At 42.3% G+C, this 26,556-nt stretch carries 25 protein-coding genes and 1 pseudogene; 5 read left to right on the forward strand and 21 right to left on the reverse strand.

Annotated elements, in window-relative coordinates:
• From GC097_RS00500 to GC097_RS00535, 8 genes and pseudogenes are all read right to left on the reverse strand, one after another.
• Positions 1 to 275, reverse strand: a pseudogene (locus tag GC097_RS00500) (EamA family transporter); the annotation flags it as partial.
• A gap of 192 nt (positions 276 to 467) precedes the next feature.
• On the reverse strand, positions 468 to 629 hold the full coding sequence (locus tag GC097_RS00505; RefSeq protein WP_171681398.1) for a hypothetical protein: 162 nt from the start codon (positions 627 to 629) through the stop codon (positions 468 to 470).
• Between the two features lie 30 nt (positions 630 to 659).
• A complete protein-coding gene (locus GC097_RS00510) occupies positions 660 to 914 on the reverse strand; it encodes a hypothetical protein (protein ID WP_171681399.1) in 255 nt (84 codons plus the stop codon).
• 564 nt (positions 915 to 1,478) lie between these two features.
• On the reverse strand, positions 1,479 to 1,928 hold the full coding sequence (locus tag GC097_RS00515) for a hypothetical protein (RefSeq protein WP_171681400.1): 450 nt from the start codon (positions 1,926 to 1,928) through the stop codon (positions 1,479 to 1,481).
• A gap of 369 nt (positions 1,929 to 2,297) precedes the next feature.
• The gene (locus tag GC097_RS00520) at positions 2,298 to 4,244 is read right to left on the reverse strand and encodes an FAD-dependent oxidoreductase (RefSeq protein ID WP_171681401.1); all 1,947 of its coding nucleotides are present in this window, start codon (positions 4,242 to 4,244) and stop codon (positions 2,298 to 2,300) included.
• Positions 4,245 to 4,475: 231 nt separating this feature from the next.
• Positions 4,476 to 5,564 (reverse strand): sensor histidine kinase, encoded by a 1,089-nt coding sequence (locus tag GC097_RS00525; RefSeq protein ID WP_171681402.1) that lies wholly within the window; start codon positions 5,562 to 5,564, stop codon positions 4,476 to 4,478.
• Between the two features lie 34 nt (positions 5,565 to 5,598).
• Positions 5,599 to 6,291 carry a response regulator transcription factor gene (locus GC097_RS00530; RefSeq protein ID WP_171681403.1) on the reverse strand — a complete coding sequence of 231 codons (693 nt, stop codon included), beginning with the start codon at positions 6,289 to 6,291 and terminating at the stop codon, positions 5,599 to 5,601.
• A gap of 505 nt (positions 6,292 to 6,796) precedes the next feature.
• Positions 6,797 to 7,102, reverse strand: coding sequence for a hypothetical protein (locus GC097_RS00535; RefSeq protein WP_171681404.1), 306 nt, complete (start codon positions 7,100 to 7,102; stop codon positions 6,797 to 6,799).
• A 363-nt stretch (positions 7,103 to 7,465) separates the two neighbouring features.
• Here GC097_RS00535 and GC097_RS00540 point away from each other — a divergent pair, with 363 nt between their 5' ends.
• Positions 7,466 to 9,343, forward strand: a complete 1,878-nt coding sequence (locus GC097_RS00540) for an LTA synthase family protein (protein ID WP_171681405.1) — start codon at positions 7,466 to 7,468, stop codon at positions 9,341 to 9,343.
• A gap of 94 nt (positions 9,344 to 9,437) precedes the next feature.
• Here the strand turns inward: GC097_RS00540 and GC097_RS00545 are convergent, their stop codons facing one another.
• From GC097_RS00545 to GC097_RS00555, 3 genes are all read right to left on the reverse strand, one after another.
• Complete coding sequence (locus tag GC097_RS00545) at positions 9,438 to 10,079, reverse strand: sugar O-acetyltransferase (protein ID WP_171681406.1); 642 nt, start codon at positions 10,077 to 10,079, stop codon at positions 9,438 to 9,440.
• Positions 10,080 to 10,178: 99 nt separating this feature from the next.
• Positions 10,179 to 10,808 carry a DapH/DapD/GlmU-related protein gene (locus tag GC097_RS00550; protein WP_171681407.1) on the reverse strand — a complete coding sequence of 210 codons (630 nt, stop codon included), beginning with the start codon at positions 10,806 to 10,808 and terminating at the stop codon, positions 10,179 to 10,181.
• 24 nt (positions 10,809 to 10,832) lie between these two features.
• Entirely contained in the window at positions 10,833 to 12,194 is a 1,362-nt protein-coding gene (locus GC097_RS00555) for an MATE family efflux transporter (RefSeq protein WP_312875585.1), read from the reverse strand.
• 138 nt (positions 12,195 to 12,332) lie between these two features.
• Here GC097_RS00555 and GC097_RS00560 point away from each other — a divergent pair, with 138 nt between their 5' ends.
• Complete coding sequence (locus GC097_RS00560) at positions 12,333 to 13,253, forward strand: helix-turn-helix transcriptional regulator (protein ID WP_216625608.1); 921 nt, start codon at positions 12,333 to 12,335, stop codon at positions 13,251 to 13,253.
• Between the two features lie 31 nt (positions 13,254 to 13,284).
• Here GC097_RS00560 and GC097_RS00565 read toward each other — a convergent pair whose 3' ends face one another.
• A complete protein-coding gene (locus GC097_RS00565) occupies positions 13,285 to 13,812 on the reverse strand; it encodes a hypothetical protein (RefSeq protein ID WP_171681408.1) in 528 nt (175 codons plus the stop codon).
• A gap of 192 nt (positions 13,813 to 14,004) precedes the next feature.
• Between GC097_RS00565 and GC097_RS00570 the strand changes: the two genes are divergently transcribed.
• Genes GC097_RS00570 through GC097_RS00580 form a run of 3 tightly spaced genes read left to right on the forward strand, consistent with a single transcriptional unit; the run spans position 14,005 to position 16,662 of the window.
• Positions 14,005 to 14,796, forward strand: coding sequence for a DeoR/GlpR family DNA-binding transcription regulator (locus GC097_RS00570; protein WP_171681409.1), 792 nt, complete (start codon positions 14,005 to 14,007; stop codon positions 14,794 to 14,796).
• Positions 14,789 to 16,030 (forward strand): MFS transporter, encoded by a 1,242-nt coding sequence (locus tag GC097_RS00575; RefSeq protein WP_171681410.1) that lies wholly within the window; start codon positions 14,789 to 14,791, stop codon positions 16,028 to 16,030. Before GC097_RS00570 ends, GC097_RS00575 begins: the two co-directional genes overlap by 8 nt.
• A gap of 17 nt (positions 16,031 to 16,047) precedes the next feature.
• Positions 16,048 to 16,662: a DUF1349 domain-containing protein gene (locus tag GC097_RS00580; RefSeq protein WP_171681753.1), complete on the forward strand. Its 615-nt coding sequence runs from the start codon at positions 16,048 to 16,050 to the stop codon at positions 16,660 to 16,662.
• A gap of 348 nt (positions 16,663 to 17,010) precedes the next feature.
• Here the strand turns inward: GC097_RS00580 and GC097_RS00585 are convergent, their stop codons facing one another.
• From GC097_RS00585 to GC097_RS00625, 9 genes are all read right to left on the reverse strand, one after another.
• On the reverse strand, positions 17,011 to 18,585 hold the full coding sequence (locus tag GC097_RS00585; RefSeq protein ID WP_171681411.1) for a multicopper oxidase family protein: 1,575 nt from the start codon (positions 18,583 to 18,585) through the stop codon (positions 17,011 to 17,013).
• A gap of 145 nt (positions 18,586 to 18,730) precedes the next feature.
• Complete coding sequence (locus GC097_RS34885; protein WP_312875586.1) at positions 18,731 to 19,945, reverse strand: M24 family metallopeptidase; 1,215 nt, start codon at positions 19,943 to 19,945, stop codon at positions 18,731 to 18,733.
• A gap of 71 nt (positions 19,946 to 20,016) precedes the next feature.
• Positions 20,017 to 20,763, reverse strand: coding sequence for an amino acid ABC transporter ATP-binding protein (locus GC097_RS00595; protein WP_171681412.1), 747 nt, complete (start codon positions 20,761 to 20,763; stop codon positions 20,017 to 20,019).
• Between the two features lie 13 nt (positions 20,764 to 20,776).
• A complete protein-coding gene (locus GC097_RS00600; RefSeq protein WP_171681413.1) occupies positions 20,777 to 21,421 on the reverse strand; it encodes an amino acid ABC transporter permease in 645 nt (214 codons plus the stop codon).
• A 26-nt stretch (positions 21,422 to 21,447) separates the two neighbouring features.
• Complete coding sequence (locus GC097_RS00605; RefSeq protein ID WP_171681414.1) at positions 21,448 to 22,311, reverse strand: transporter substrate-binding domain-containing protein; 864 nt, start codon at positions 22,309 to 22,311, stop codon at positions 21,448 to 21,450.
• Positions 22,312 to 22,536: 225 nt separating this feature from the next.
• Positions 22,537 to 24,144, reverse strand: a complete 1,608-nt coding sequence (locus tag GC097_RS00610) for a copper amine oxidase N-terminal domain-containing protein (protein WP_171681415.1) — start codon at positions 24,142 to 24,144, stop codon at positions 22,537 to 22,539.
• A 284-nt stretch (positions 24,145 to 24,428) separates the two neighbouring features.
• The gene (locus tag GC097_RS00615; protein WP_171681416.1) at positions 24,429 to 24,959 is read right to left on the reverse strand and encodes a GNAT family N-acetyltransferase; all 531 of its coding nucleotides are present in this window, start codon (positions 24,957 to 24,959) and stop codon (positions 24,429 to 24,431) included.
• A gap of 41 nt (positions 24,960 to 25,000) precedes the next feature.
• Entirely contained in the window at positions 25,001 to 25,885 is an 885-nt protein-coding gene (locus GC097_RS00620) for a GNAT family N-acetyltransferase (protein WP_171681417.1), read from the reverse strand.
• Positions 25,886 to 25,977: 92 nt separating this feature from the next.
• Positions 25,978 to 26,493, reverse strand: a complete 516-nt coding sequence (locus tag GC097_RS00625; RefSeq protein ID WP_171681755.1) for an AAA family ATPase — start codon at positions 26,491 to 26,493, stop codon at positions 25,978 to 25,980.
• Positions 26,494 to 26,556: the final 63 nt, after the last annotated feature.

Consider the following 26,556-nt stretch of genomic DNA (forward strand, 5'->3'; position numbering starts at 1 on the left):
AAGCCTTGATCGAGTATGCCGGCCGCTAGCAATGTCCCTCCAAACAGGACGGTCAGTGTGATCAACATAATGCCGTTCGGACGCCGCCTCTGTTCGACCGAATTGATCAATACCCCCATCCATGTGAATTGGAATAGCAACAGAATGGCTAGTGAATTGGGAATATATCGCAGGGATTGGTAATACAACAAGCCTGTTACAGCCGTAGGTACACCAGCGATCATCAGGATGACTCGATGTCTCCACGAAAACAAAACCAAAATTCTGTATTTCATTGTTATGATTCCTTCCTTCGATTTTCTTTGCCGTATATTTGGAAATAAAAAAACTTCCTTGCTATCGAATATGGAATCGTCGAAACTCGATTCCATATTCGTAGCAAGGAAGTTAAGGCTCCCTGTAGAGACCCCCACCCTGCTCGCCATTGTCAACTGACAACTATTAGGTGCGTCATCGACGTCTCCAGATCATCGCTCGTCAAGTAATTCTCTGTCAGCGACTTCATGCAGCGGACCACCGCTTGCGCGAATCGCTCCCGCTCCGGGGCGCTCTCCGGAAGGAACCCCACAAGTTCTAGCCATACCACAGCAAGCGATCGCCGTCGCTGAGCTGTCCTGCGGCGTCCCCATTCCTATGAAAATCCCGTAGCAGTAAAATCATTAGTATTCTTCGCCCTCATCACCAACTAAAATTGCGTTTAAATTATTAGCTATTTCTTTCATTTTTGGAATTTGAAAGTCATCGACATATCTTACAGTGATATAGTTACCATTTCTATCTTTTTGAAATGAAAATGTTATTTTGTGCTGTTCATCATTAAAAGTTGTAATCCAAATTCCCATACCTTCTGCATCAATTTTCATTAGCTTATTAGTCATTGGGTTTTGAATTTCGATAGAATCACTATACGTCATTTCTGGATCGTTGATGATACAATGTTTCCATTCATCAAGAGATATAGGAGTTCCCGATTCGAGCCTTTTGATATTTCTATTGTATCCTACTATCTACCATCCTTATAATCTTATTCTATCCTGCCAATAGTTTAATGAATGCAAGGGAACAGATCCTCGCTGTCTGCTCCTTGTGAATGACTTCTTTGTTCCGCCGGGGCCATACAGAATGGCTTACATTAAATTAACTAGAGGTACTGTTCTCATATCCCCAAAATTCTAGAAGGCGCTTATTTTCTTTAATATCATCGTTGGTTAAACGGCCCAATTTCATTTTTGCAAGTAGAAGGAGGTTTTTATTATCTGTGTACGTAAAATCCTTGTAGATCTCCTGATTCTTCTTATGGAATAGATGAATTAGTTCAGTTAGTTCAAAGTAAGGTAATTTCTCTGATTTCCAATCCAAAAAAGATTGGTACAAGGGTTCCAGTGCTTGTTCAGTTACTAATTTGTGATACTCGTCAATAATTTCACGCTCTTACTGTCGTTTTTGTTGCTTAGGAGTTAGTTTGTTCTCCAAATTCTTTACCCCCTCTTTTTTGAGCTACCGAGAAATGTTTCACTAACGTCTCCCGTTAGCGACGCTCCAAGAATCATACGAACGCATGCTTTTAAGCATGGTCTGCTTCTGCAGCGGTGAGAGCGACAAATATGTAGGGCAGTCTTTAAATGAGCGGTGTTCATTAAAGTATTGAATGACAGCATTGGACTCTTCAGTTGTAATAGTGCCATTTTCTCGTCTTCTCTTCGCATCGCCTTTAGCAAATAAAGAATCAACCATGCTTGATATTTAAGCTCATTGTCAGGATTATTAAAATACTTATTGATTGGCCATAGTATAAGGAGAGCGACACCGCATAAAACAAGCAGAATTGGAATACTTAACATCAATATGATACCAAAACCATAGGTTAGAGAGATGCCCAGAACTGGCGCAAAAAAGATCAATAAAAGAATGACAATAATTAGCCACATGATGTCCACCTTCTTCAGATGTGCGATTGAAATACAAAATCAATCTTATTACATATCCACGTTGATGAGCAATATAGAATTTATCCTCCCGTTAGAGTTTTAGTAACAGCGCTATTATTCTGTTGACCCTCAAGCTGTATCGTTTAGCAACTACGGGAATGGTATCTTCTTCATGTCCAATATTGGAAACAGTATAACTTCTTGTCTTTTAAAAAGACTCGTAGTTTCCATTTTTATCAAATGTGAGCCATTCTAAGAATATTCCTGCCTCTTTTGTTATAGCTTTGAAAACAACAAAAAAGGACAGATCGGCGCTGTCCCTTAATAGAAGTTCACTTTATATTGTATATTGCGACTCCAGATTCTTTCTCATTTAAATGTAAAACCGCTCAATTTCTCGACGGTATCTTTGAGCATCATGAAGACATCTCCATCTTTCAATTTATTTGGATCTCCAATGAGTGCGATCGTCGTTTGGTTAAGCAATCCCTTGTTTACTAAATCAGCCTGAGCGTTTTCGACAGTTGTGTGCAACCCAACCCCTAAAGCGATCGTATAGCAAGCCTGTTGTAAAGTAAGCACTTGTTTCGTAGGTTCATTCACATTCTTCACAGCTGCAGAAGGATCTCCTGCAAAGTATTGCTTGTACTTTTTCTTTATGATGATCATCTCATTTACAATCCGCTGCGCATTAGAAGGGTTGTCCAGCTTGAATGCTTCGTTATTATAGGATCCTACAGCCAACCCCAGATAGACAGCTGCTTTCAAGCCTGCATACTCTTTATGTTTCATATAGCTTTGCTGCTCTGTCTTATATGGCTTGAGATCCATGCCTTGATCGTTGAGCCGTTTTTGGAGCTCTGCGATCAGAGGTTTCGAATCAGCCATTGTGCGGAAATTGACTCCTTGCTCGACAGCCAACTTGACTGCTGCGCCCGCGGCTTGACCTTCTGCCATTCCAACCGGAATGACGCGCGCACTGCCGTGTGCAAGCGTGTCATAGCTTGCGGATCTTCCTACGACGAGAATCCCATCCACATTGTTAGGTACAATGCTGCGAAACGGTACCGCATATTTCAATGGGTCCACCACAACAGCACCGTTATCCGTCGGTGAAGTTCTCTGAATATCAGCAGGATATGACCCGAAAGCAATACGATCCCATTGATCACGATTTTCCAGCAGATCGATCACATTTAAACGATACAAACCGTTCATATGCCGTGTCTCTCGGACGTAAAGCTCAGGTGCGACACCGCTTAATTCAATGTTTTTAAATTCTTCGAATTTCTTCAAATAATTCACAACATTCGGGAGTTCTTTATTGGCAATATCCATTCCTTCTTTGACAGACTGCGGGTTTAAGCCGTCGATTCCGAATATTTGCAGAGCGTTGATCAGAATCGTTCCATCAAGCTGTCTGCCTATATTAAGTCCACGCATTTTCGCACGCTCTTTGTCTACCGGCACATAATCCTTCATTTCATTGCCATAGCCCCATGCGGACATTTTGCTGACCCCTGTATTACTGTCGTTGTCTCCGTTTAACCGTTTGGCAATCAGACTCCAAGCTTTATCATCGATATTCTTCAAACGGAACACAGCGGTAACCGCCATTCGTGATTTTTCATCGCCCAAATCTTCGCGTCCGATTGTAAACGAAGCACCTGAAGCCGCTGCCACATCCGCATCTTGCGTTGCATCAACGATTGCTTTGGCGATCACCTTCTGTTTAGACCCATCCGGTTTCGTTACCGTTAGACCCTCTACCAAGCTGTTTGTACCTTCTTTTTTGACGATGGGCTCTACGGACGAAGCTTTCATATACAGATCAATGTTTTTCTCATTCCGAACCAAGTCATCAAATGCATTGGCTGCTGTCGTTACATCGAAGGAGTGGCCTTCTGTTTTTTTATACCATTCCGTAAAAATGCCTTTGTTAAAATAATCTTGTTCTTGACCTGGTAGCGAAGATGATGTTCTGTCCCAGTTCATATCGACGCTGTTTAACCAACCAACCGTCATCAGTCCGCCCAACAGCTGGCGATTCCGAGTATCAATCAGCAGTGTTTGAAGCCCATTGCGCGCCGCAGAGACAGCTGCTGTGATCCCTTCAGGATCTGTACCAACTACAATCAAGTCATACCCATCTTTAAGATTTTCAATGGATTTAACAACGTTAGGCTCGCGCTTTACAGTTCCCAATGCAGCTCCTGCCTCATCAGATTTTACTTTTGGTATATTACTACATCCTGAGCCCACTCCAAGCATGGCAGTGATAAGTAACGGCGTAATAAACATTCTTTTAGGTAACATATTGATCTCCTCGTAAATGTATTGTTAATAATTGATCGGACTTATTGGACTTCCTTACTGACATTCACAGTATATCTGAGAGATGTTAATGTTTTTTATGCTGCGAGTTATGGGATGCTTAATTATTTCTTAAGAAAATTTAAGATTATGCCATAGGCAAATAAGAGGTAAGCTTTTGCTTACCCCCAACCAAATAATTTTGACAATTAGTCCCAAAACATTCAATTTCTTTTAGATTGTTAGAGGGAGCTTGGTAACAAAGGCCGTTTCCTTGAAGTTGCTGCGCGCAGATATTCGTCCTCCGTGGATTTCTATAATTCCTTTAGTAATTGCCAGTCCAAGCCCAGTTCCCCCGTTATCAGAAGATCGTGATTTGTCTGCGCGATAAAATCGTTCAAATATATAAGGCAAATCACGCTCTGAGATGGGTTCGCCGTAATTTACAATTTCTACGACTGCCTGATCGTGCTCACGAGCAATCAAAATATCGATATAAATGCCTACACTGCCATATCGAATCGCATTTGAAATGATATTTTCGTATGCACGCATTAATTGATGTCCATCAGCTTGTACATACAAAGTATCTTCTGCTGTGTTCAACCGGCAAGACATGCCTGCTTTCTTTAATAGAGGTGTAAATTCCTCCACCAATTGTTTCAAGAAGCTAATAATGTTTACTTTTTTCAATTGAAGCTTAATGCCTTCCCCGCTAAGTGACGTGTATTCAAAAAGGTGGTCGATCAGTTTCTTTAGGCTTTTCGATTTTTCATAAGCAATATTCGTATAATACCGAAGTTCCACTTCGTCTTTATAACGATCTGTCTCAATCAGTTCCAAATACCCAAGAACAGAAGTAAGCGGAGTACGCAGATCGTGGGATACGCCCGTGATTAACTCATTTTTCGCTTTTTCAGCATTTCGTTCTTCTTCGATCGACTTCCTTAGCTTTTTCGTCATTTGATTAAAATGTTCAGCTAAGACTCCCAATTCATCTGATGTTTTGGTTGTAATCTCATATGACAGATTTCCTTGGGATATTTCTTTAAGTCCGAGCGTGATTTCCTCCAAAAAAGCGAATATTTTCCTGCTATACGTGAAGAAAAAAACAATAAAAAGCAGAGAACCGACAACGACCAAAACCGGCGAGGAGCCTATATGATTAACGACCCAGCGAATCGGAATGGAAAAGGGCTTTATGAAAACAAGGCGCAAGAATACTTGGTAAGCGATTAATAAAGTAATGACAACGGATGCAATACTGAGTACGAACACTAGAATGAATTTCCAGCGCATCGTGTAGATGAAATTTGTTTTCATAACGATTCTCCGATCTTGCCATTAAATGTGAAGTTTACTCAATTGTATAGCCTATGCCCCATACTGTTTTGACGTATTGTGGAGAGCTTGGATCTTTTTCGATTTTCTCTCGGATTTTGCGAATATGAACCATGACCGTATTATTTGATTCAAAGAAAGGGTCGTTCCATACAGCTTCGTAAATTTGCTCCATACTTAGAACATTACCTCGGTTTTGGGCAAGCAGCTGTAAAATGGCGAACTCACGCGGCGTCAATTTGATCTGGTTACTTTCAACAAACACTTTATGAGTTGCCAAATTAATCGTGATCTCATCGATTGTAATTTCATTCTCGTTTTTGCCTTGCCCTGTATTGAAATGCTTGAAGCGGCGAAGGTGAGATTTGACTCTAGCAAGTATTTCCAAGGGGCTGAATGGTTTAACGACGTAATCGTCGGCCCCGATACTGAGTCCTGTAATCTTGTCGATATCTTGTCCTTTTGCCGATAATAAAATAATCGGCATCTGTTTTTCCTCTCGTATTTTCATACATGTCTCAATACCGTCCATACGCGGCATCATCACATCAAGGATGATCAAATCGACAGTTTGTGTTTGTAAAATCTCCAATGCTTCAATACCATCGCTCGCCGTTAGTAACTGATACCCTTCATTGTTTAAGTATATTTTTAGCAGATCTATAATTTCCTTCTCGTCATCAACCACAAGAAGAGTTGCTCCGAACATGTATCGTCCTCCAGTTCCTAAATCCAATTGTCGAATGCATAATTTTACACGTTTGAAATGACAGGATTATCATATTATACGTGATAAGCATAACGATCATACTTCCGCCGCAGATAATTCCTGGATACAAAAAGGCACCCACTGCCGAACACCTTTCTTCAAAGTGTCTAGTAAGTGGGTACCAGTTTAGTATGAGTTTACTGTTGTTTTTTTCGAGTTTGCAAATAGCTAGGATAAGTAATTTCCCCGCTATCGAGCTTTCTAATTTCATCCTCGTTCCAACCGCTGATTTTGTTGGGTTAGAAAATCTATATCTACGATCACCTATTTATCACTGCTCCCTGTTTATTGTGCTAACGTTCCCAGTGAGCGTAATGTTCAAATTCCAATCGAACGTTGTTGGGTTTAACAAAATGGGTCTAACGCCACCCTTCTCTATCCGCAGGCATAGCTCTTTAAAAATAAGCACAATAAAAAGCACCTCTGCTGAGATGCCTTGATTGAATCATTGTATTGCTGTAACAACATTATTTTCTAGATAAACGTATCTATACCCTGAGTAAACCCATTTTTGTGATGCAGTAGTTTTGTTGGCGGGCCCCCCAGTAGTAGTATTAATAATATCATTAGGCATACCCCATCTAGAGTTTGATAATTCCAGAGCATTCATTCCAATAGCAGGCTCTTTTTGTGAAACTTGTCTATTGTCTGAAGTTGGAGTTGTTTGTGATACCTGATTAGTTGCCTGAGAACACCCACTAATTAAGATAAGACTTGCTAGGCTGATAACAATTATTTGATTCTTCTTCATGCTGAGATCCCACCTTACTGCTTTATTTATTATTATACTACAAATATTAGAAATATTTGTAATTTAAATTTGGAATATGATTAAACGGTCAACTTTTGAATGGCATTAAATTCCCCGCCATTATGGACTACTCCCCCATTCCCGCGGCGACATCCACCACCTTTCCCAGGGTTTCATTTAGCCGCTTGCACCATGAGTTCCGTTGCCTTCCCCTTCATGTAAACTCAATTTCTCTGGTCCCCTTTTTTCATATTCGCAAATAAGTTCGGCCGGTATACGGTTGGAATGTTTAGATTCGGTCTTTTTGGTTAAAAAAAGCAATAAGACATATTTGAAATTTATACGCACAATGTAGGAGGTACCATGACGCAGTCCGGGATCAGGGCAGGGGGATATTTATTTTATGTATTTACCTTTATTTTGTGGGTGAAGTTCGCATTACTGCGTTACTTTCTTTTTGAGAAAGTCGATTTGAAGTGGTGGCTTCTGGATTTGGCAAGTCTCCTTGTATTTACTGGAATCATAGAGATTTGCTTCTCCCATCGCGCCAAGCGGTATGCGTATTGGGTTTTCAATGCCACTTTGTCGCTAATCTGTTTTGCGGCTACCCTTTATTTTGAGCATTTCGGATCGGTTGTTACCTATACCTCCATCCTTGAAATCAAACAGCTTATGCAAATTTCGTCGAGTATCAAAGCGACGATTCATCCGTTGGATTACTTATTTTTTGTGGATCTCGTACTTGGCCTCGTGATTTGGCTTGCAGTTCGGAAGCGCGGCCCGCTCCTGAGCAACGACCGGCCTGTGCGGCGATTGTCTTTCGTGGTTATAACCCTGGTCTGTTTGGGGATCTGCGCCTGGTTCGTTAGAATGGACAAAGGCATCACGAATGAGCTGGTACGGGCCGAGCAGCTTGGTCTTATGAATTACGAGGTAACCGTGGCCGTCAACGGGATAACCGAAAAAAGCAAAATGACATTCTCGAATTTGACGCAAGCACGAATAGTGATCAATCAGGTGGAAGCCGGTTATGGATATAATCCAACGGCAAGCCCTGATCAAAAGCCGAACTATTTCGCAGCCCAGCAGGGAATGAACGTCATAGTCGTTCAGCTGGAGGCTTTTCAAAACTTTTTGATTAATCTCTCCTACCAGGGTAAGGAGCTGACGCCTGTGATTAATAAGCTGGCTCAGGAAAGCTTCTACTTCCCGCATGTTTTCCAGCAGATCGGCCAAGGCAATACATCCGACGCTGAATTCATGTCCAATACATCCATTTATCCTACGGGGACGATTCCCATGTCAACAGGTTTCGGCGATCGGCAACTCCCCAGTCTTCCAAAGCTTCTTGAGGGTAAAGGATACGAAGCGGATACGTTTCATGTCAACGATATTCATTTTTGGGATCGGATTAAGTTATATCCTGCAATCGGGTTTACGCATTATTTTGACAAGCCGTATTATTCGAACGACAATTTCAATTCTTTCGGGGCTTCCGACGAAGAATTGTTCCGCGTAGGCTTCGAGAAGCTTACCGAACTGCACAATCAAAAAAAGCCCTTTTACGCGCAGTTTATAACCGTATCGAGCCACTTCCCATTCCTTGTTCCGGTTACATTCGAGAAAATGTCAATACCGGCTGCCTTACAGGGACAGGAGATCGGTAACTATCTGGAAGCTGCCAATTACGCCGATTATGCGCTTGGGACGTTTATTGATAAGCTGAAGAGCACCGGCCTGTGGGATCAAACCCTTTTCATCGCTTATGGCGACCATTTCGGGCTGCAGCCGGAAGACATTAAGCCGGATGTACTTGGCAGCGAGCTGGGGATCACTTATCATGAAAGAATCACCCGCTTTAACATCCCGCTGTTTATCCATATGCCGGGCCAAACTAAAGGTCAAGTGATGAATCAAGTTGGGGGACAGCTCGATATTATGCCGACGATTGCCAACCTGCTTGGCATTTCTTTGAAGGATGAGGGCTTCGTCCACTTTGGTCAGGATCTGTTAAATATCCGGAAAAATGCCTTCGGCATGAGATATTATTTGCCTACCGGCTCCTTTTTCAATGATCATATTCTGTTTATCCCTGGAAAAGGATTCGATGACGGAACGGCTGTTTCCTTGCAGACTCTTCAGCCTGTAGCTGATTTCCAGACCTACAAGAGCGATTATGACTACGTCATGACCTTGATGAAATTGTCGGATCAATATGTGAATTTGTTGCCGAAGCGATAATTAAAACAAAGAGCAGCTGCCGGGGCATAATTGCTCTTTGTTTTATTTTAACCCTGAAGACCATTTTATTGTTTTCTCCAATCTCTTATGACTCTTAATCCGTAACCACACGGCAATCTGCCAACACTTCCGGTTTAAATCGCATACTGTCCGCTTGTGTGATCTGGCGAATTACTCGGCATGGAACACCTGCGGCAAAGGAGCCTTCTGGGATATCTTGAGTCACCACACTACCTGCTCCTATAACGCATCCGTCTCCAATAGTAACACCGCCGCATACCGTTACATTGGCTGAGAGCCACACATCGTTTCCGATCGTCACAGGCTTGGCGTAACATAGCGACTTAAGATCACCATTTTGATCAAGCATTTGCCTACGTTCAGAGGCGATGAACGGATGAATGGGTGTAACAATCGTTACATTAGGCCCAAAACTGACATTATTCCCAATGGTAACCTTTGCATCGTCCTGTACAGTAAGATTGTAGTTGCCAAAAAAGTGATTTCCGATTTCTGTGTGAACCCCGTAATGAAAGAAAATAGGCCCCTGAATGAAGCTGCGTTCCCCCATCTTGCCAAGCAGCTGTTCAAGTATCTCTTCGCGTTCCTCTGTCTGATCCTCAAAAGTGCGACTATATTGACTGCTAAGGTTATGTGCACGGAGCTTTATAGCCTTTAACTCGGGATTACCAGGACTGAATAAAATCCCCTTAAAAATTCGTTCTTCTTCAGTCATATGTTCATCTCCAATTTATTCGACCGAAACTTTTGTCTCAAAAGTCGTAGGGTGGTTGTATTGCAAATCGTCAATATCACATTTTTAATTATTTTGTTTTTACCATTCTACCTGATCAATACGCATGTTTTTGTAGTAAAAGATTTTGTCATGATCCGTAATCTCTCGGAGGACCTTGCAGGGATTACCTACTGCTATTACATTGGCTGGAATATCTTTAGTTACCACACTGCCACCCCCAATGACACTTCCCTTTCCGATTGTAACACCTGGTAAAATAATTGCTCCGCTACCGATCCAAACTCCATCTTCGATAACGACCGGCAAGGCAAACATTCCGCCTTCTTTACGCATTTGCGGGTGCACCGGATGGTTGGTCACAGCGATTGTTACATTTGGGCCAAACATCACATCATTCCCGATCGTAACCTTATAATCATCGACAACCGTTAAATTAAAGTTGATGTACACATTATTGCCTACCGTAGTATTCGACCCGTAGGACATATGGATTGGAGGCTCCATCCATACATGTTCACCCATGCTCCCAAAAAGCTGTTTCATCAACAATTTCCGTCCATCCAAATCATCGGGATGCAATCGATTGATTTCGTAGCACAGAGCCTTGCCACGCTGGCGTGCACGAGCTAGAGCAGCAGCTTCCTCTGGGTAATTAGAATCGTGATCGGTAAACAATTGACCGTTCTTCATTCGCTCTTGAATATTCATGCAATAGTCCCCTCTGGATAAGATTTATATTTTTCTTGTAATATTGTTCAACCATTTGTATTGACGATATCTGATATAAGTAACAGGAAGTTTAACGACCTCATCCAAACTAATTACGATATACAACACGATGGGAGGTACTTGGTAAATAAAAGCACATAAGTAGCCGAGTGGTAATATAATGCCCCACATCACAACAGTATCGCACCAAAACCCAAATTTAGAATCGCCGCCAGCAGTAAATATACCCGCAATTGTCGTGGCATTCATCGACTTGGCAATACAATAAAAAGCACTGATATACAGCATGCCATCCAAGTAATTTTGTGCAGTAGTGTTCAAGCTCACGATAGAGAAAACCAGTGGTTTCAGTGCCAAAATCGTACATCCTGCAATAAATCCAAAAATCAAAGCGTACAGGCTCATCCTATTGCCCGCATGCTTCGCCTTCTCAATCTCTCCCTGCCCCAAATATTTTCCAATTAATACAGATCCGCCGCTGGCAATGCCTCCACATAGTACAATCGCCAGGTTCTTGACCATGGATGCCACCGAATTCGCTGCAACCATGTCAGAGTTTACATGACCGATAATTGCGGCTGTCGCAGTTAAAGCAATGCCCCAAACAATATAATTGCCTTGGACAGGCAAGGTATATTTCCAGAAATCCTTTAATAAATTACGCTGACTGCCTTTAGGAGTAGGAAGTCGGAAGCGAATCGACCCTTTGGTAAAGGAATGTACAATACAGAAGGCAAGTTCAATGAAACGAGCTAGAACCGTTGAAAGGGCAACAGACGCAACCGCGAGCATAGGCATCGTCGGAAAGAGAAAAAAGATGCAGATTGCATTGAACAATATGTTCAAAATTAAGCATATAGAGCTAATCGATGCACTCAGTCGTGCATTTTCCATGCTTCTGATTACGGTGAGATACATCTGCGAAAGGCCCATTGCAATATACGAGAACGAAATCATTTGTAAGAACCTTGAACCATACGCTATCAATTCGTTATCCATCGTAAAAAATCGCATTAGCGTCTCCGGAACTAAAAACGTAACAGAAAAAAATATAACAGAGATACATAACGATAACGTGCATGCAATACTGAGAACGCGCTGTATAGTTTCTAAATCTTTCTTACCCCAATACTGCGCAGTAAGAATACCTGCTCCTGTGGACATTCCCATGTAAAACAAGGTCAACGCAAAGGTAATTTGTCCTGCGAGCGATACAGCCGACATCGCAGTTTGGCTGATCATGCCCATCATGACAACATCTATTGAAATGACCGTAGCTGAGATCAGATTTGACAATGCAATGGGAATAACGAGATTCATAAGCTCCCGATTAAAATCACGGTTAATGGGAGTTGTTAGCTGCACATGATTTTTCACCTTATTCTATCCTCACTCCTTCCTGCTAAATTGATTGATATCAATATAGAACAATATTATTGTCCAATCCATCAAAATTGACTATATTATTATAAAAATCGTATATAGATCAAAGGAGTGTTCCATTTGATTAAAAATTTAGAAGTGTTTTCGGATTTATCGGAACGCTTGGATTATAATCTTCCTGATTTGCCTCTTTATGTTCGTAAAGGAAGTTTGCATCAATTTAATAATTATGCTGCTGCAGCTCATTGGCATTCAGATGTAGAGTTCATTTATGTTCTAAAAGGATCAATGGATTTTTCTGTTAACGGACATATTACTCACATAGAACAAGGGAATGGAATTTTCGTGAGCAGCCGCCGATTACATTTTGGTTTCTCCCAAGATCATGTCGATTGTTTGTTCATTGTTGTTGTCATTCACCCCACCCTACTTGGCGAAGGTGTATCCCCACTTCAAACCTATTGGGACGAAAAATTCAGTCAAATAACGGACGACTTTGTATCGCTCACAAACCAAGTTGCATGGCAACAGAGCATATTGCTGTCTCTTCAAACGATCTATGATGAAATGCACTGTACCAATTCCCCAAATCCGCTGCGCCTCGCTTCACAAGCTTTATCTTTATGTGCCTTAATCGGAGATCACCTACAACCGAAGGTAGGACAACCTGAAGACATACAATTGTGGACAAATGTTCAGAAGATGACCAATTTCATCCGTCAACACTATGAGCAAAAAATAACGCTTGAAGATATAGCATCGGCGGGAACTGTTTGCAGGAGTCGCTGCTGCACATTGTTTAATAAGTATGTAGGTCAAACCCCTAACACATATCTAACTAGATATCGAATTCAGAAAAGTTGTGAAATGCTGAAGGAAACAAAACGATCCATAAGCGAGATTGCACTGGCTTGTGGTTTCCAAAGCGGTAGTTACTTCACATCCATTTTCCGAAAACAACTGGGTTTAGTTCCACAAGATTATCGAAAACAAACAAAAAGTAACAATAATCTTGCGGAGATTAACCAGGACAAAACATAAGGCCACCGAAGTAATCGGCAGCCTTATCGGTTTATGGTAAGTTAGGTTCCCAGGATTTGAGTCCTAACAATTTGCATCCTAATGGGGAGAGGTATGTCTGAAACGGTTTCGCATGCCAATACTGCACTCTTTCTTGTATCGTCACGTCATCGAATTCGTTAGCGGGGATCATGGTCAGGGGGAGCCAAAATGCATCCAAGTCTAAATCAAGGTCAAGGTGACATCTTTCCGCATCGAAAATAATGAGGTCGCACATATTAATTTTCTGAGGGCTGTTGCTTTGCAGACATACCCTTCCTTGAATTTTAGTAGTCTCCTTCGGATCGAGACTAACCATTAATGCCTGATCGCCGAGAACTTCGCTGAAGGCATGATAGACAGGCTTATACATTCGAATATCCCATAACGATTGATGATGAGTTGAATACGCGGCATTCGTTCCGCCTCTTATCAACCATTGCAGATAACGGAGAACGTAAAAGTTAGTCACGGCTTTGGGATATACAACAAAGCCGTGTTGCCGCCAGCTGGAAACATGCTTTTCTTTCGGTATGTCCAATGTTTTCTCCCACCTTTCATCACCATGCATACTGAACTGTAAGGAAAAAGAGCATAATGCTTTTCAAGTCTTTTTGAGAAGTTGTGATCATTGTAGCAGATGATGCCTTAAAAAAACAAGTTGCAATTGCATGATAAACACTTATAATGACTTATAAAGACTTAAATATCCACAAGAGGTGGTGAGGATACATTGTATCAGGAAGAACGTCTCAACAAAATTGTTGATTATCTAAAGCAACATGGGCGTGTTAGCATTCAAGATATTTGCCATATTTTCGGAGTATCCCGAGACACAGCTCGCCGTGACCTTTTAAGGATGGAAGAGATGGGCCTGGTCATCAGAACGCATGGAGGAGCCATTCTCCCTAAACAAGCGAATAAAGTTCATGAATACAGAGAACGTCTGGTACGTGAATCCGAAGAAAAGCACAGGATCGGGGTCTTTGCGGCCTCTCTTGTTAACAATGGCGACTTCATTCTGATGGATGCTTCAACGACGGTCCAATTTGCTGCCGAACATCTTACCTCTACAAATGTAGTCGTTATTACAAATTCAATCGATAACGCAGATGTACTCTCCAAGAAGCCTGCTGTTCGAACGCTTCTTCTTGGTGGAGAATTGCATCCTCAGCATAGATTCTTATTTGGACAAGCGACTATCGACAAACTAAGGGATTATCAAGTAGATAAATTGTTTCTTGGGGCTTGCAGTATTACACTTGATGGACTCTATTACCTGAATGAAGAAGATGGGTTTGTCAAACGTGAGATGATTAAACGAGCAAATCAAATTATCGTGTTAGCTGACCATACGAAATTCGGGGCACAAATGTTCTATCGGGTCTGCGGGCTTGAAGCCATTGATTTGCTGATAACGGATAAACAACCTGAACAAGCTTTTGTAGAAATTCTTCTACAGAACAACGTTGAGTTGTTAATTGTTTCAGAAGAAGGAATGACTGAGGACCACCAACATGAATAGCTCATTAACTAACCGCCAAATTTGGCTTTGGCGTATCGCTATTTATTTCATATTTGCTTTGCCAGGGTTTACGATCTCTTCTTGGGTATCGCGTACACCAGCCATTCGGGATGCTTTGGAAGCTACCACATCACAGATGGGCTGGATCATTTTGGGGATGTCCATCGGTGCTATCGTCGGCCTGACGAGTGCCAGTCATTTAATTGCGCATAAAGGCGGTCGTTTTGTCATGATGACTGGTCTGTCCATAAATGCGGTAGGGCTTCTGGTTGTAGGCATAGGCGGTACGTTGCTTACAAACAGCATTATTTTGTTTTTCGGATTAGCAGTTTTTGGATTCGGAAGCGGAATCTGCGATGTTGCGATGAACGTGGAGGGAACGGCAGTTGAGAAAGTCGCCAAAAAGTCGCTATTAACTGGATTTCATGCAGCATTCAGCGTGGGTACACTGCTAGGTTCATTGGCAGGAACAGGTGCTGTTAAGATCGGCATATCGGTCCCAATTCATCTGGCACTTGCGGCGGCTGTTGTCCTGGTTACGACTTTATATGTATATCGACTCGTACCAGCAGGCACAGCGAAGGAATCCGGTGATTCAAAAACTCCGTCAATGAGCGTCAGAGATCGTATGGCCATATGGAAAGAACGGCGTACGATTTTGGTTGGCATCATCGTACTTGGAATGGCTTTTGCGGAAGGATCAGCAAATGACTGGTTGCCACTTCTTATGGTGGACGGTTATAACGTTACGCCTGCTATGGGGTCATTCTGTTTTGGCGTCTTTGTGGCCGCGATGACCCTTTGTCGTGCAGTCGGTGGTACATTGCTAGATCGGTTCGGCAGAGTTGTCATACTGCGAGCATCCGCGATTTCCGCCATAATTGGACTGCTTCTTGTTATATTCGGACATAATCACGTAATCGCGATTGTAGGGATTGTGTTTTGGGGGTTTGGCGCGGCATGCGGTTTTCCTGTGGGACTGTCTGCCGCAGGTGACGATCCCCGCGGCGTTGCCGCAAGAGTCGGCGCCGTATCGACGGTCGGCTACATCGCTTTCCTTGTCGGCCCTCCCGTATTAGGGCTACTCGGTCAATCTGTCGGCCTACTCCGTGCTCTAATCGTAGTGTTAATCACAGTTGTGGTTGCTGGATTGCTGTCGCAAGCAGCCAAGCCGCTAGGGGTGCAAACAAGGAAGGCCAACGACCAGAAGACAAAGTTTGAATCCATATCCTAAAAGGAGAGAATTTAGTGATGACACAACCGAGCAGAGAGCGAATGGCATGGAAGGCAGGAGTGTGGCTGAATCCCCCACTATCGTTCCAAGAGGATGGCGATCGTTTAAAGGTTATACCCGAGAAAGGGAAAGACTTCTGGAAAAAAACCTTATATGGCTTTGAGTTTGAAGACGGGCCTGCACTTCTGGCCGCATGGGACAAAAACACAGCTGTTGAAGTATCGTTTGAGCTTGGTTCCTTTACAGGGTTATATGATCAAGCGGGTCTGCTCCTCTATCACGGTCCAGAACAATGGATTAAAGCGGGCATTGAAATCAACGATGGCATTCCCCAACTTGCTGTTGTGGTTACGAATGGGTACTCCGACTGGTCGCTTGCGGCCGTGCCTGAATGGGTCGGAGAAGAAGTTACCCTGCGCGCATCAATCATGAAGGATGCAGTCATTATTCGCGCCAGAAGAAAACATGATACATGGCGCACGATTCGAGTCGCGAGGTTCCCCTACCCTACAGGGAATCAAGCAGGCCCGTTTGCGTGTTCACCAACCCGTGAGGGCTTTGAAGTTACGTTTACCCGTTGGGAAATTGCTGCCACAGATCAAGACCTCCATGTGGATCCCCCAGTAGCTTGAATAAAATCGTGAAATTTGACTATTTTCAACTATCTGTGCCATCGATTATCTGGATGCCCATTCTGATATGGCTCCTCTCTGTACATGAACCCAATCATTAAATGGTTGACAAAAGGAAAAAGCGCTATTCGCAAAAATTACAAGCCGAAAGAGACATGCCCATAACCCGCGTATTCGCGGAACAGGCATCTCCCATTTCGGCTTGTCGTTATTTGGAAGTGTCTACTTTTCTCCCATACACTTTCCATTAGCCTCGGTAATGTCTCCACAGTAATTGAGCTCTCTACCTCTTATTCTTTATCTAGAGATTCTAGGAAAAAGCACTAAATTCCTTTTCTGCCCGTGGTGCTATCGTTTCCCGTTAATCATTTTCATTAGTATATTTTTAAGTCTATTTTTTTTCTTCACGATTTCAAATGGTCGCATCATATCGTAATCTTCATGTTCGAGCATGTGACAATGCCATACGAAAAGTCCAGCGAAAGGATCGAATCTCGCGATAAAAGAGGTAACGTATCCAGTGGGAGCACGAATCGTATCTTTAAAGCCCCTCTCGTTAGGTTCAGGAGGAACCGCAGGTCCTGTAAACTTAAGTTCACCTGTGGCTTGGAAATGAGCATCGTCAAAAGGCTGGCGCTCTAGAATTTGCATGTCAACGACATGTAGATGAATGGGGTGGTCATCCGCAGTCAGATTAATTAACCGCCAGATCTCAACAGTTCCTAAGTCCATTTTCTCGGATATAGGATCATTCCACACTTTACTGTCAAGTAAATTTAGCGATCTTCCATATTCATCCTCCACCCTAACGAGTGTGATATCTCTTGTTCTTGTTGACATCTCTCTAGAAAGGAAATCAATTTTCGTTAATTGATCAGGAAGGGAGCTGGCATCTTTGCCTTTTAACGGAGTAGTTACTTTAAACTGCATGACATCGGTTGTTTCGGGCGAGGCACCCTTGAAGACATTTTTAAGAATAATCGTCTTGCCAAAGGATCGAGAAAAATCAACAATCACATCCGCACGTTCGGTCGTTAGAAGGAGGATCTCATTCATTTTCACTGGTCTCTCCAGTAAGCCGCGATCTGTTCCAATTTGATAAAATGGCTGTCCAGAGTCCAGTTTGAATGTAATAGCTCGACTATTACAGTAATTTAACATCCGAAATCGGTATTTTCGCGGTTCTACTTCCAGATAAGGGGAGACTTTGCCGTTTACCAAAATGTAATCTGCATCAAACGGTGTGACAATTGAAGGATAAGGAAGACGATGATTGTTTTTATCGGGAGTAGCGGGGTAAAAGAGTGAACCGTCCGGGTTAAACGAGCGATCCTGAATCATAAGAGGAATTTCATATTTTCCCACAGGCAGATTCAGGGATTGTTCATGCTTATCACGAATGATATAAAAACCTCCAAGTCCCGCATAATTGTTTAACCTAGTAATCCCCATGGTATGGTCATGATAAAATAAAGTAGTGGCTTCAAGGTTAGGATACTCGCATACTTTTTTTTGAAACATAGGCCCTGTTTGTTCAAAATTTCTCGTAAACCAGGCATCAGGGTAACCATCACTATGGTCATGCTGTTTTCCGCCATGTAAATGAACCACAGTCCTAACTTGTGGAAGTGTTTTTTCTGCACCATGAATGGTCGTATCGATGGGAAGAAAATGCTTTATGGGCAGATCATTCATCCATTTAACATATGTCGTTTCACCCTTCTTCACGTCAAAAGTAGGACCCGGGTACATTCCGTTGTAGCCCCATAAGCGGGTAGGCCCTAGATCACGATGCAGTTTTTGGGTAAATTCCCTCATGGTCACTTCGTAATATGAACCTTTCTTGTCTCGTTTTAATGGAGAAATGGTTTTGGGAATCGGCAGTTTATCGACGAATTTTTGAAGTTTTACTTTTACGGGCATATGAGTGGAGACCTCCTCACGGTTAACACCTTAAGAAAGCGTATGAACGACAGATGTCCCACTATGTTTAATTGTCGATTTTTCTTTAATCAACGAATAGCAGCTCAGGCAACGAGTACATTTGTACGTCGAATCTGCAATAGTCTTACAGCAAAACGAGCTCTCGGGAAAGCTGATTTAAGCGTTCACAACCATTAGCTGCGACAAGTACCATATCCTCGATCATCATGGAACCAATGCCATAACCGTAATAAGGCGTTTCGAGGCAGACGACCATTCCAGGTTGGAACAATGTCGCTTCTAACGGGCCTAAGAAAGGCGGCTCTTCGGCCGCGAGGCTTAAACCTGCGCTATGCCCAAGGTGCCCACGATTGTAATTGGGAAGCCCCGAGCGTCGGATCACTCCCATCGCATCCTCGAAGACTGCTTGCATCGAGATGCCTGGTGCCACGATTTCCAAAAGGCGGTCGTGGCCAGCCTTCAATGCTCTATAGATACGGGTAATCGTTTCTGAGGGACTGCCTAGAACGAAAGTCCGCGCAATGTCGGACCCGTAGCCGTTCACATCCACTCCAACATCAAATTTGATGACATCCCCTGTTCTAGCGGGGTTAGTTTCAAAGCGGTGAGCAGGTGCAAATGAAGCACCCACGGAAATCATATGGAAACGTGCGGCTAAGCCCTTCGCGTCTTTCATCAAAGACAGTTGAAACTCATGCACGATGTCCTTCGCTGTGCTGCCTACCCTAATGCTTTGAACGGCATCCATTATTCCGGCTTCCGCAAACGCACACGCTGCACGAAGTTGCTCGATTTCCCACGTTGTTTTGATCGTACGCAGTGCCGTGAACAGCCCCTGGGCTTCCACTAATTCTCCTTCTGATACCACCTGATTCAGCGTTTCCACAGATGAATGTCGCATGTTGTTCAGTTCGACAGCAATTCTGCCAGCCTCGCAGCCATACTCCGCTAGCGTCCTCTGTAGCAGACCAAACATTTCCTGCGCTTGGTGACCTGTCGGTCGTTTGCCTTCATACTTGCCACCCCTCAAACCGAGTGGATCATCGACATCTACCCAAGTTGGATAAGCGCGCAGCTCACAATTCGGCAAATCGCTGGATACGCCAGCCGCTTCAAAATCATTCATGATAATGATTGTCTTGGAACTAGGATCACGGAATAGGACAGCTAAAGCGACTTCGCTCATTCGCAATGTATACATAAATGTGCTTTCATGTCCGCAAAGATAATAGAAATTTTCATAAGACGAAGCCACAAGCGCATCCAAGTTCATCTTGTCCATCAGTATTCGTGCTCTTGCCGCAATTGTGTTTAAATGATGCTCATCGGGATGGGACACGGTATTTTTCTCCTCTCCTTCGTCTTCTCATTGATACTGTACTCAAGACTGCAATTACGTAAAGCGTAACACTACATATTTCCTAACTGTCTTAGAAATCTACGAGCACGTTCTGTCTGCGGCTGCATGAAGAATTGATTCGGACTACCCTCCTCTTGAATAACGCCATCACTCATAAAAATAACCCGATTTGCAACTTCGCTCGCAAACTTCATTTCGTGAGTGACAACGATCATCGTCATTCCATCCAAAGCAAGCCCCTTCATAACTTGTAGCACTTCGCTGGTCAGTTCAGGGTCTAGCGCCGAGGTCGGCTCATCGAAGAGCATTACTTTCGGCTGCATGGCTAACGATCGTGCAATCGCTACTCGTTGCTGTTGACCGCCGGAAAGACGTGAAGGATATTCGTGTTTTTTCTCCAAAAGACCGACTTTCGTCAGTAATCTTTCTGCCAGTTCTTCTGCTTGCTTAGCGCTCTTATTTTTAACCAGCATAGGGGCCATCGTAATATTTTGAAGCACCGTCATATGGGAAAATAAATGAAAAGATTGAAAGACCATCCCGCTCATTAAGCGAATTCGTTTAATGGCTTCCCGCTTCGCGGATCTGTCCATGGCAGCGTTCCATGTGACATCATCCATTCGAATTGTCCCGGAATCCGGCTCTTCCAGTCCATTGAGACAACGGAGCAGCGTGCTTTTCCCCGAACCACTCGGTCCAAGCAGCACGACGATTTCTTTGGCCTTCATTTTAAAGTCGATCTGTTGAAGAACTTGCAAGTCGTTAAATCGCTTCGAAAGCTGATTCACTTCAATCATCCGGTTCACACCTTTAATAAGCCTTAGATAATTTCTTTTCAACCCTAGTCAGCAGATAGGAAAATAGCAAGCTCATGACCCAGTACATAACGGCAATGGCGATATAAAATGGCATGGCGATATAATACTGTGCAATCAAAAGCTGAGCCGTACGAAGCAGCTCCGTCACGGTAACAATAGAAACGAGCGATGTTTCCTTGAGCATCCCGATGAATGTGTTGCCCATTGGGGGTATCGCTACTCGCGCGGCTTGCGGCAGTATAACCTTATAGGTCGTTTGCCAAGAGGTAAGACCTAGTGACATCGCAGCTTCCGTCTGCCCCTTGCTGACAGATAGAATGGCACCGCGGAAAGTCTCCGATAAAAAAGCGCCAATATTGAGACTGAGTGAAAGAATAGCGGCTGTAAGGGGACCAAAACGAATGCCATAATCCGGTAAGCCATAGTAGATGATGAAAATTTGGACGAGAATTGGCGTTCCCCGAAAAACAGAAACATAAAACATCGCGATATTCCTCACAACGAGGCTTCCTTTTAGACGAGCAAACGCCAAAATCAAAGCAAGAATGAAGCCGAAAAACATCGACACCATGGTGATCAACAGCGTATAATACGCACCCTTCAATAGAAAGTCGAGATTTTGCAAAACAAGCTCCATGCATGCATCCTCCTACGCACTGATGCTCAGATGTTAGGATCGACTTTAAACCATTTTTGGAATATTTGTTTAAACGCTCCGTCTGATTTCATTTCGGTCAATGCATTATTCAATGCACTTAAGAATTCAGCGTTATTTTTACGAATCGCGATACCGGCAAAGTCATCTTTTACTGAAGCACCTACAGTTTTAATCTGAAAATGATTCTTTTCTATCAACGGTTGAATGGCAAAAACATTGTTGATTGTGGCATCGATTCTACCCGCATTCAAATCCGTAAGCGACGTAATTACATCGTTATAGGTCACGATATTAAAGGTGCCGACCTTCGGCAGTACTTCGTTGCGTAAATAAGTCTCATCATTTGTTCCAAGACCAACCCCAATTTTCTTCCCTTTAAAATCTTCAATCCCCTTCACAGAGGTATTATCATTTTTAACTATGACACTCACGCTGTTTTTTATGTAGGGCATAGAGAAATCCATCGTTTTCTTGCGATCGTCCGTAATGGTGACTTGGCTGACGAGCGCGTCATACTTGTTTGTTTGCAGCCCTTCTATTAACCCGGAAAACTCACCCGTAACGAAATCAGCTTGAACACCGATCCTCTTGGCTACTTCCTTTGCGACGTCGGCATCGAATCCGTCCACTTCATGTTTATCATTGAGAAAATTGTAGGGTGCGTACGTCCCCATCAAGCCAATTCTGATTTTGCCTGACTTTTTAATCGATGCCAACAAGTCCTCTGAAGCAGCATTGGTGCTCTTAGGTGTTGCTGAAGCGGTTTCTTGCGTGCGATCCCCTGATTTATTGGAGCAACCAACAACCGCTGCAGTTATAACACTTATTATTGAGATCCCTCTTATTATTTTTTTGACTGTGACTGACATGTTCTGTGCCTTCCTCCATTTCACATTGTCTCGGGAAACTGTTTTCACTTAGAAATGCTTCTCAAAATATTCTGCGACACAATAATTATCTACACCTAATGTTTCCCAATTCCCTAAATAATACGCAGGTTATTTTCACTCTATGAAATAGTAAAAACACCGTGCCCATTTTACCGAGCACGATGTTTAATGACAAGAAAATCCCTCAATTTTATCTATATCCTTCTAATCCCTTGTTACCTGAATCATTCGCATTTCATTGTTCCACTCCGTCTTTCCGCCGAACTGAGTGACGATGAAGGTCAACGGAACAAAGCTCTGGTCATCTTTCGTTAACACAGCTTGTTCCATGTCCATGTTTTTGCCATCCACGATCGCTACATTACTACCAATGTGCAGAACAATTGTTCGTGAGGTTTCGGGATCGGTTATCGTAATGTTTTGCGTGACTGAGTCCCATGCCAATTCGGCATTTAAGCGCTCACTGATGAACCGTGTCGGCACCATGGTTACCCCATTTTCGATGAAAGGCTGTTGCGATTTAGGGAAATACTCCCCGTTACCCAGAAATAGAGGAAATGACACCTTCCCTATTTTCAGATCTTGTTTCAGTAGTTGATAGATCGCCGATTTCGGGTCGAAATTTTTCAATATATCATTTGGCTTCGACGCTTTATCCAGAACTAGACTTCCTCCGTCGGTTGCGATCACATCCGCCTTTACTTTGCCGTTCACGTTCCAGTTCTCCGATGACATCGTGATCTTCACAGCAGATACCCCTTGCGTAACTTCTAACTGCGGCGCAATCATCACGGTTGTGTTCGACTTCCGCAGCTTAAGGCTGTTGTCAAAGTAAAGATCCGTATTCATATACGAACTCTCGTTAAATGTGGCTTCCCAAGGCTTCTTATCATCATGGCCAAGAGTTTCCAAAGCGACAAGTAGAATAACAAATATCTGCTTCACTTCGGTGTGGATCACTTCAATTGCACTATCGCGATCGTCCAACACGGCTTTGACTCCGGTCATGATCGGTTCCACGGTTGATTTGAATTGATTCAACGGATTGATGCCAAGGTTTGGCATATCGTCCATCTCATCTAAATGATCGGCATCTTTCGAAAAGTTCCCCTTTTTCGATGAATTTGCCGCCAGCGCCTTCTCCCACTCCGCCGAAATCATCGGATACAAGGCGTCATATAGCTGTCCGATCAACTCTTTGAGCGCCTGATCATCCTTCATCATATTTTTGATGAACGATTTTGCCAATGGCAGCAGCTCTTTGCCCGTGATTTCTCCATGCAGCTTATGTAAGGATACCTTCTCCCCGTTGATCGTTTCGACCACATTGTCCACATTCAGCTTGCTTGGGTTGGGTAACTGTTTGATCAAATATGACATCATGCTGTTCGACAATTTCCCGTCTTTCAACTTCGATTGCAGCTCGGTTACGAACGCTTTCATCGAAGCGTTAGAAGCTTCATCCTGAAGCTGGAATACGATCGGCTTTTTGCCTCCATCGATTTGCAGGACTATTTGTTCTTCCGACACTGAAGCTTGGAAAGGGATGCTATATGTACGGATAGACGCTAAACCCTTAATAGAAACCCGTGTGGAACTTTCCATCTTGATCGAATCGAATTTGAACTTCGTTGTTTCAAATAATTTAAGCATGGCCTGTTCTTCCGCTGGAACTTGAGCCTTTTCATCCCGTATGAGATTGAGCGAGAACTCGCCTGTGCCTTCCATGGATTTCGCGATAACAGCCTCCGTCAGCGCTTTGTTAACGTCGAAGTCTCCAATGGACTTACACCCACTTACAAAAATTACCAATACGACGAATAATAAAGAAACTCTCTTTGTCCAACTCCGCTCCTTCACAAACTCACCTGTCCCTCTCTCTGAAATATATGCTGAAATGACATCCAGAATTAATGTATTCGACACACTGGAAAATTTTCCTTTTTACAATGAATGTTAGTTAAATCGTAAATCTATGTTGCTAGACAATAATTTCCCTGCATAAAAAAAAAGCTTGATTTCTCAAGCTTTTTCGGACTGGTTTATTTAGCTCTTCCTGTTTATCTGTCGTTAACCGTTAGCGTAAGACAAGCCCATTAAAGCTGGATCCAAAAGCGTCTAACAATATTTCCGTTATCCTCGACATATTCCGATTCAAATCGACCACCGTTTTTTAAAATGGTTTTTTCTGATGCATAATTATCCTTATCGCAAACAAGAAGAACTTTTTCTAGTCCCAATTTTTTTGTTAGTTCTAAGGATAATGCTAAAAGTGCAGATGCATAACCTTTTCTTCTTTCCGACGGTCGTATTCCATATCCAATATGCCCGCCACTATTCAGCAGTTTAACGTTAAGTTTATGCCTTACATTTACTACACCAATAATCTTTTGTAAATCATCATTTATTAGCCAGTATGTAGAGTGAGGAACAAAACTTTCGTCAATTATCTTATCTTCTGAATCTTGCGAGTATAAAAAATTCAGCATGACAGCGAAATCATAAGGGTCTTTCTCTACAACCCATGGAACCATATCTTCGCCACTCGATTTCCAATCTTCATAAAACGATATGTATTCATCCTTGTAGTTAGCTGATGGTTTTACTAACCTGACCGGAATTTGCATCTCCCAACCTCCATGTAGTTTAGTCCGATATGTTATCTTACTTACGCTTGAGATGTAATTGGGTGCTTAAAGTGTGGCGGAAAATGATTTTCACCATTTATTTTTACAAACAAAACCTCACTACCTTGATAACTGTTACTCTCAGTGTTGATATTTGGATAATCAGGGGTGAAATGAAAAACTACTCTTTCAATCTCATTGCCTGCAATCTTCTTTAAAATATCTTGAATGTTAAATTCCTTACGACTGATAATATCGAAAATATCTATTTGATTATTTTCCTTTATATAGATAACAATAACATCCTCTTCTTCTAGATAATAAATGTCATCACTAAAGACGTTCAAGCAATAGTACATAAAAATTCCTTGAGAATGATCAGTTCCAAATCGTTGAGAAATAGGGATTCTTTTCGATGAAAAATTATAAATAAAATCTAACTCATCTGTTAGTTTTCCGTTTAGTCTTTTGACACCTTTATCTGCACATTGATTCGGTGTAATTTTCATGGAAAATATATTTTCTTCAACTGCATTAAACCCAAACTTAGGGTAAAAATCAAGAACAGCTTTATTCGCAAAGAGGTACATAAAATCGTACTTGTTCTCATATTCCTCTAGAACTTTATTCATTAAACTTGCAGATAATCCCCTTTTCCGATAATCAGGATGAGTCATTACAGTTCCAATTTGTATAGCTTTTTTCTTTTCATCATTCATTATAAAATCAAGAATATTTACCGAAACATTGGCAATAACTACATCACCATCGACATAAGAAAATGGGATATATCGTTGCTCGTCCCAAAATCCTTTTTGATACCAACTTTCAAACTTTAATCCAAAGGTTCTATCCGCTAGTTCAAAAAAACTCTTTCTAAGTGTTTCATTGTTTTTATAATCCGTAAAAAATTTGAGTTCCTCCATTGAGCTCTCTCCCTCTTATTCTTTATCTAGATATTCTAGGAAGAAGCACTATTTCTCCCACCTTTCTAAAACGATGTTTACATGTTCTCTACTCATTTAAAGTATTGGTCAATCATTCTGTTGTCCTTTAAAATTATCGACTTAATGTTATCCTGATTGAGCAAATTCAAGATCATCGGTTTACTTTGTTTTTCGAATCTAGCATTCCATTCGAACATCTTCATGAAAATCTTAAATGTTGGTTTGTAATTCGCTTTTTCGATCCCTAGTTTTTGCAAGAAATATCTCTTTGTAATCCTAAATATTCTTAGCACATACGGGGTGTCTAGGAAAATAATTAAATTAGCATTCTGAAAGCTTTTGAAAACCCAAACATGGCTATGAGCACCTTCTACAATCCATCGGTCTGAACGGATTATATTGTCTAAGTACTTATCTCTTTCTTCGTCAGATCTTCTAATATCTTCAGATCCATGCCTTATCCAAACTACATTATCTAATTCATAGTAAGGAACACTGTATTTCCGGGATAAATTTCTAGCAAGAGTTGTTTTTCCGCTACCCACTGAGCCAATAATATGTATTTTGTTCGGAATGACCTTGTTCAGACGGATCACCGCTTTTTGTAAAAGATGTTATTCCTTATTTCTGTAAAACAGCTTCAATATCCT

Origin of the sequence: Paenibacillus planticolens (assembly GCF_013141725.1) — a bacterium.
GTDB classification, from domain to species: Bacteria; Bacillota; Bacilli; order Paenibacillales; family NBRC-103111; genus Paenibacillus_E; species Paenibacillus_E planticolens.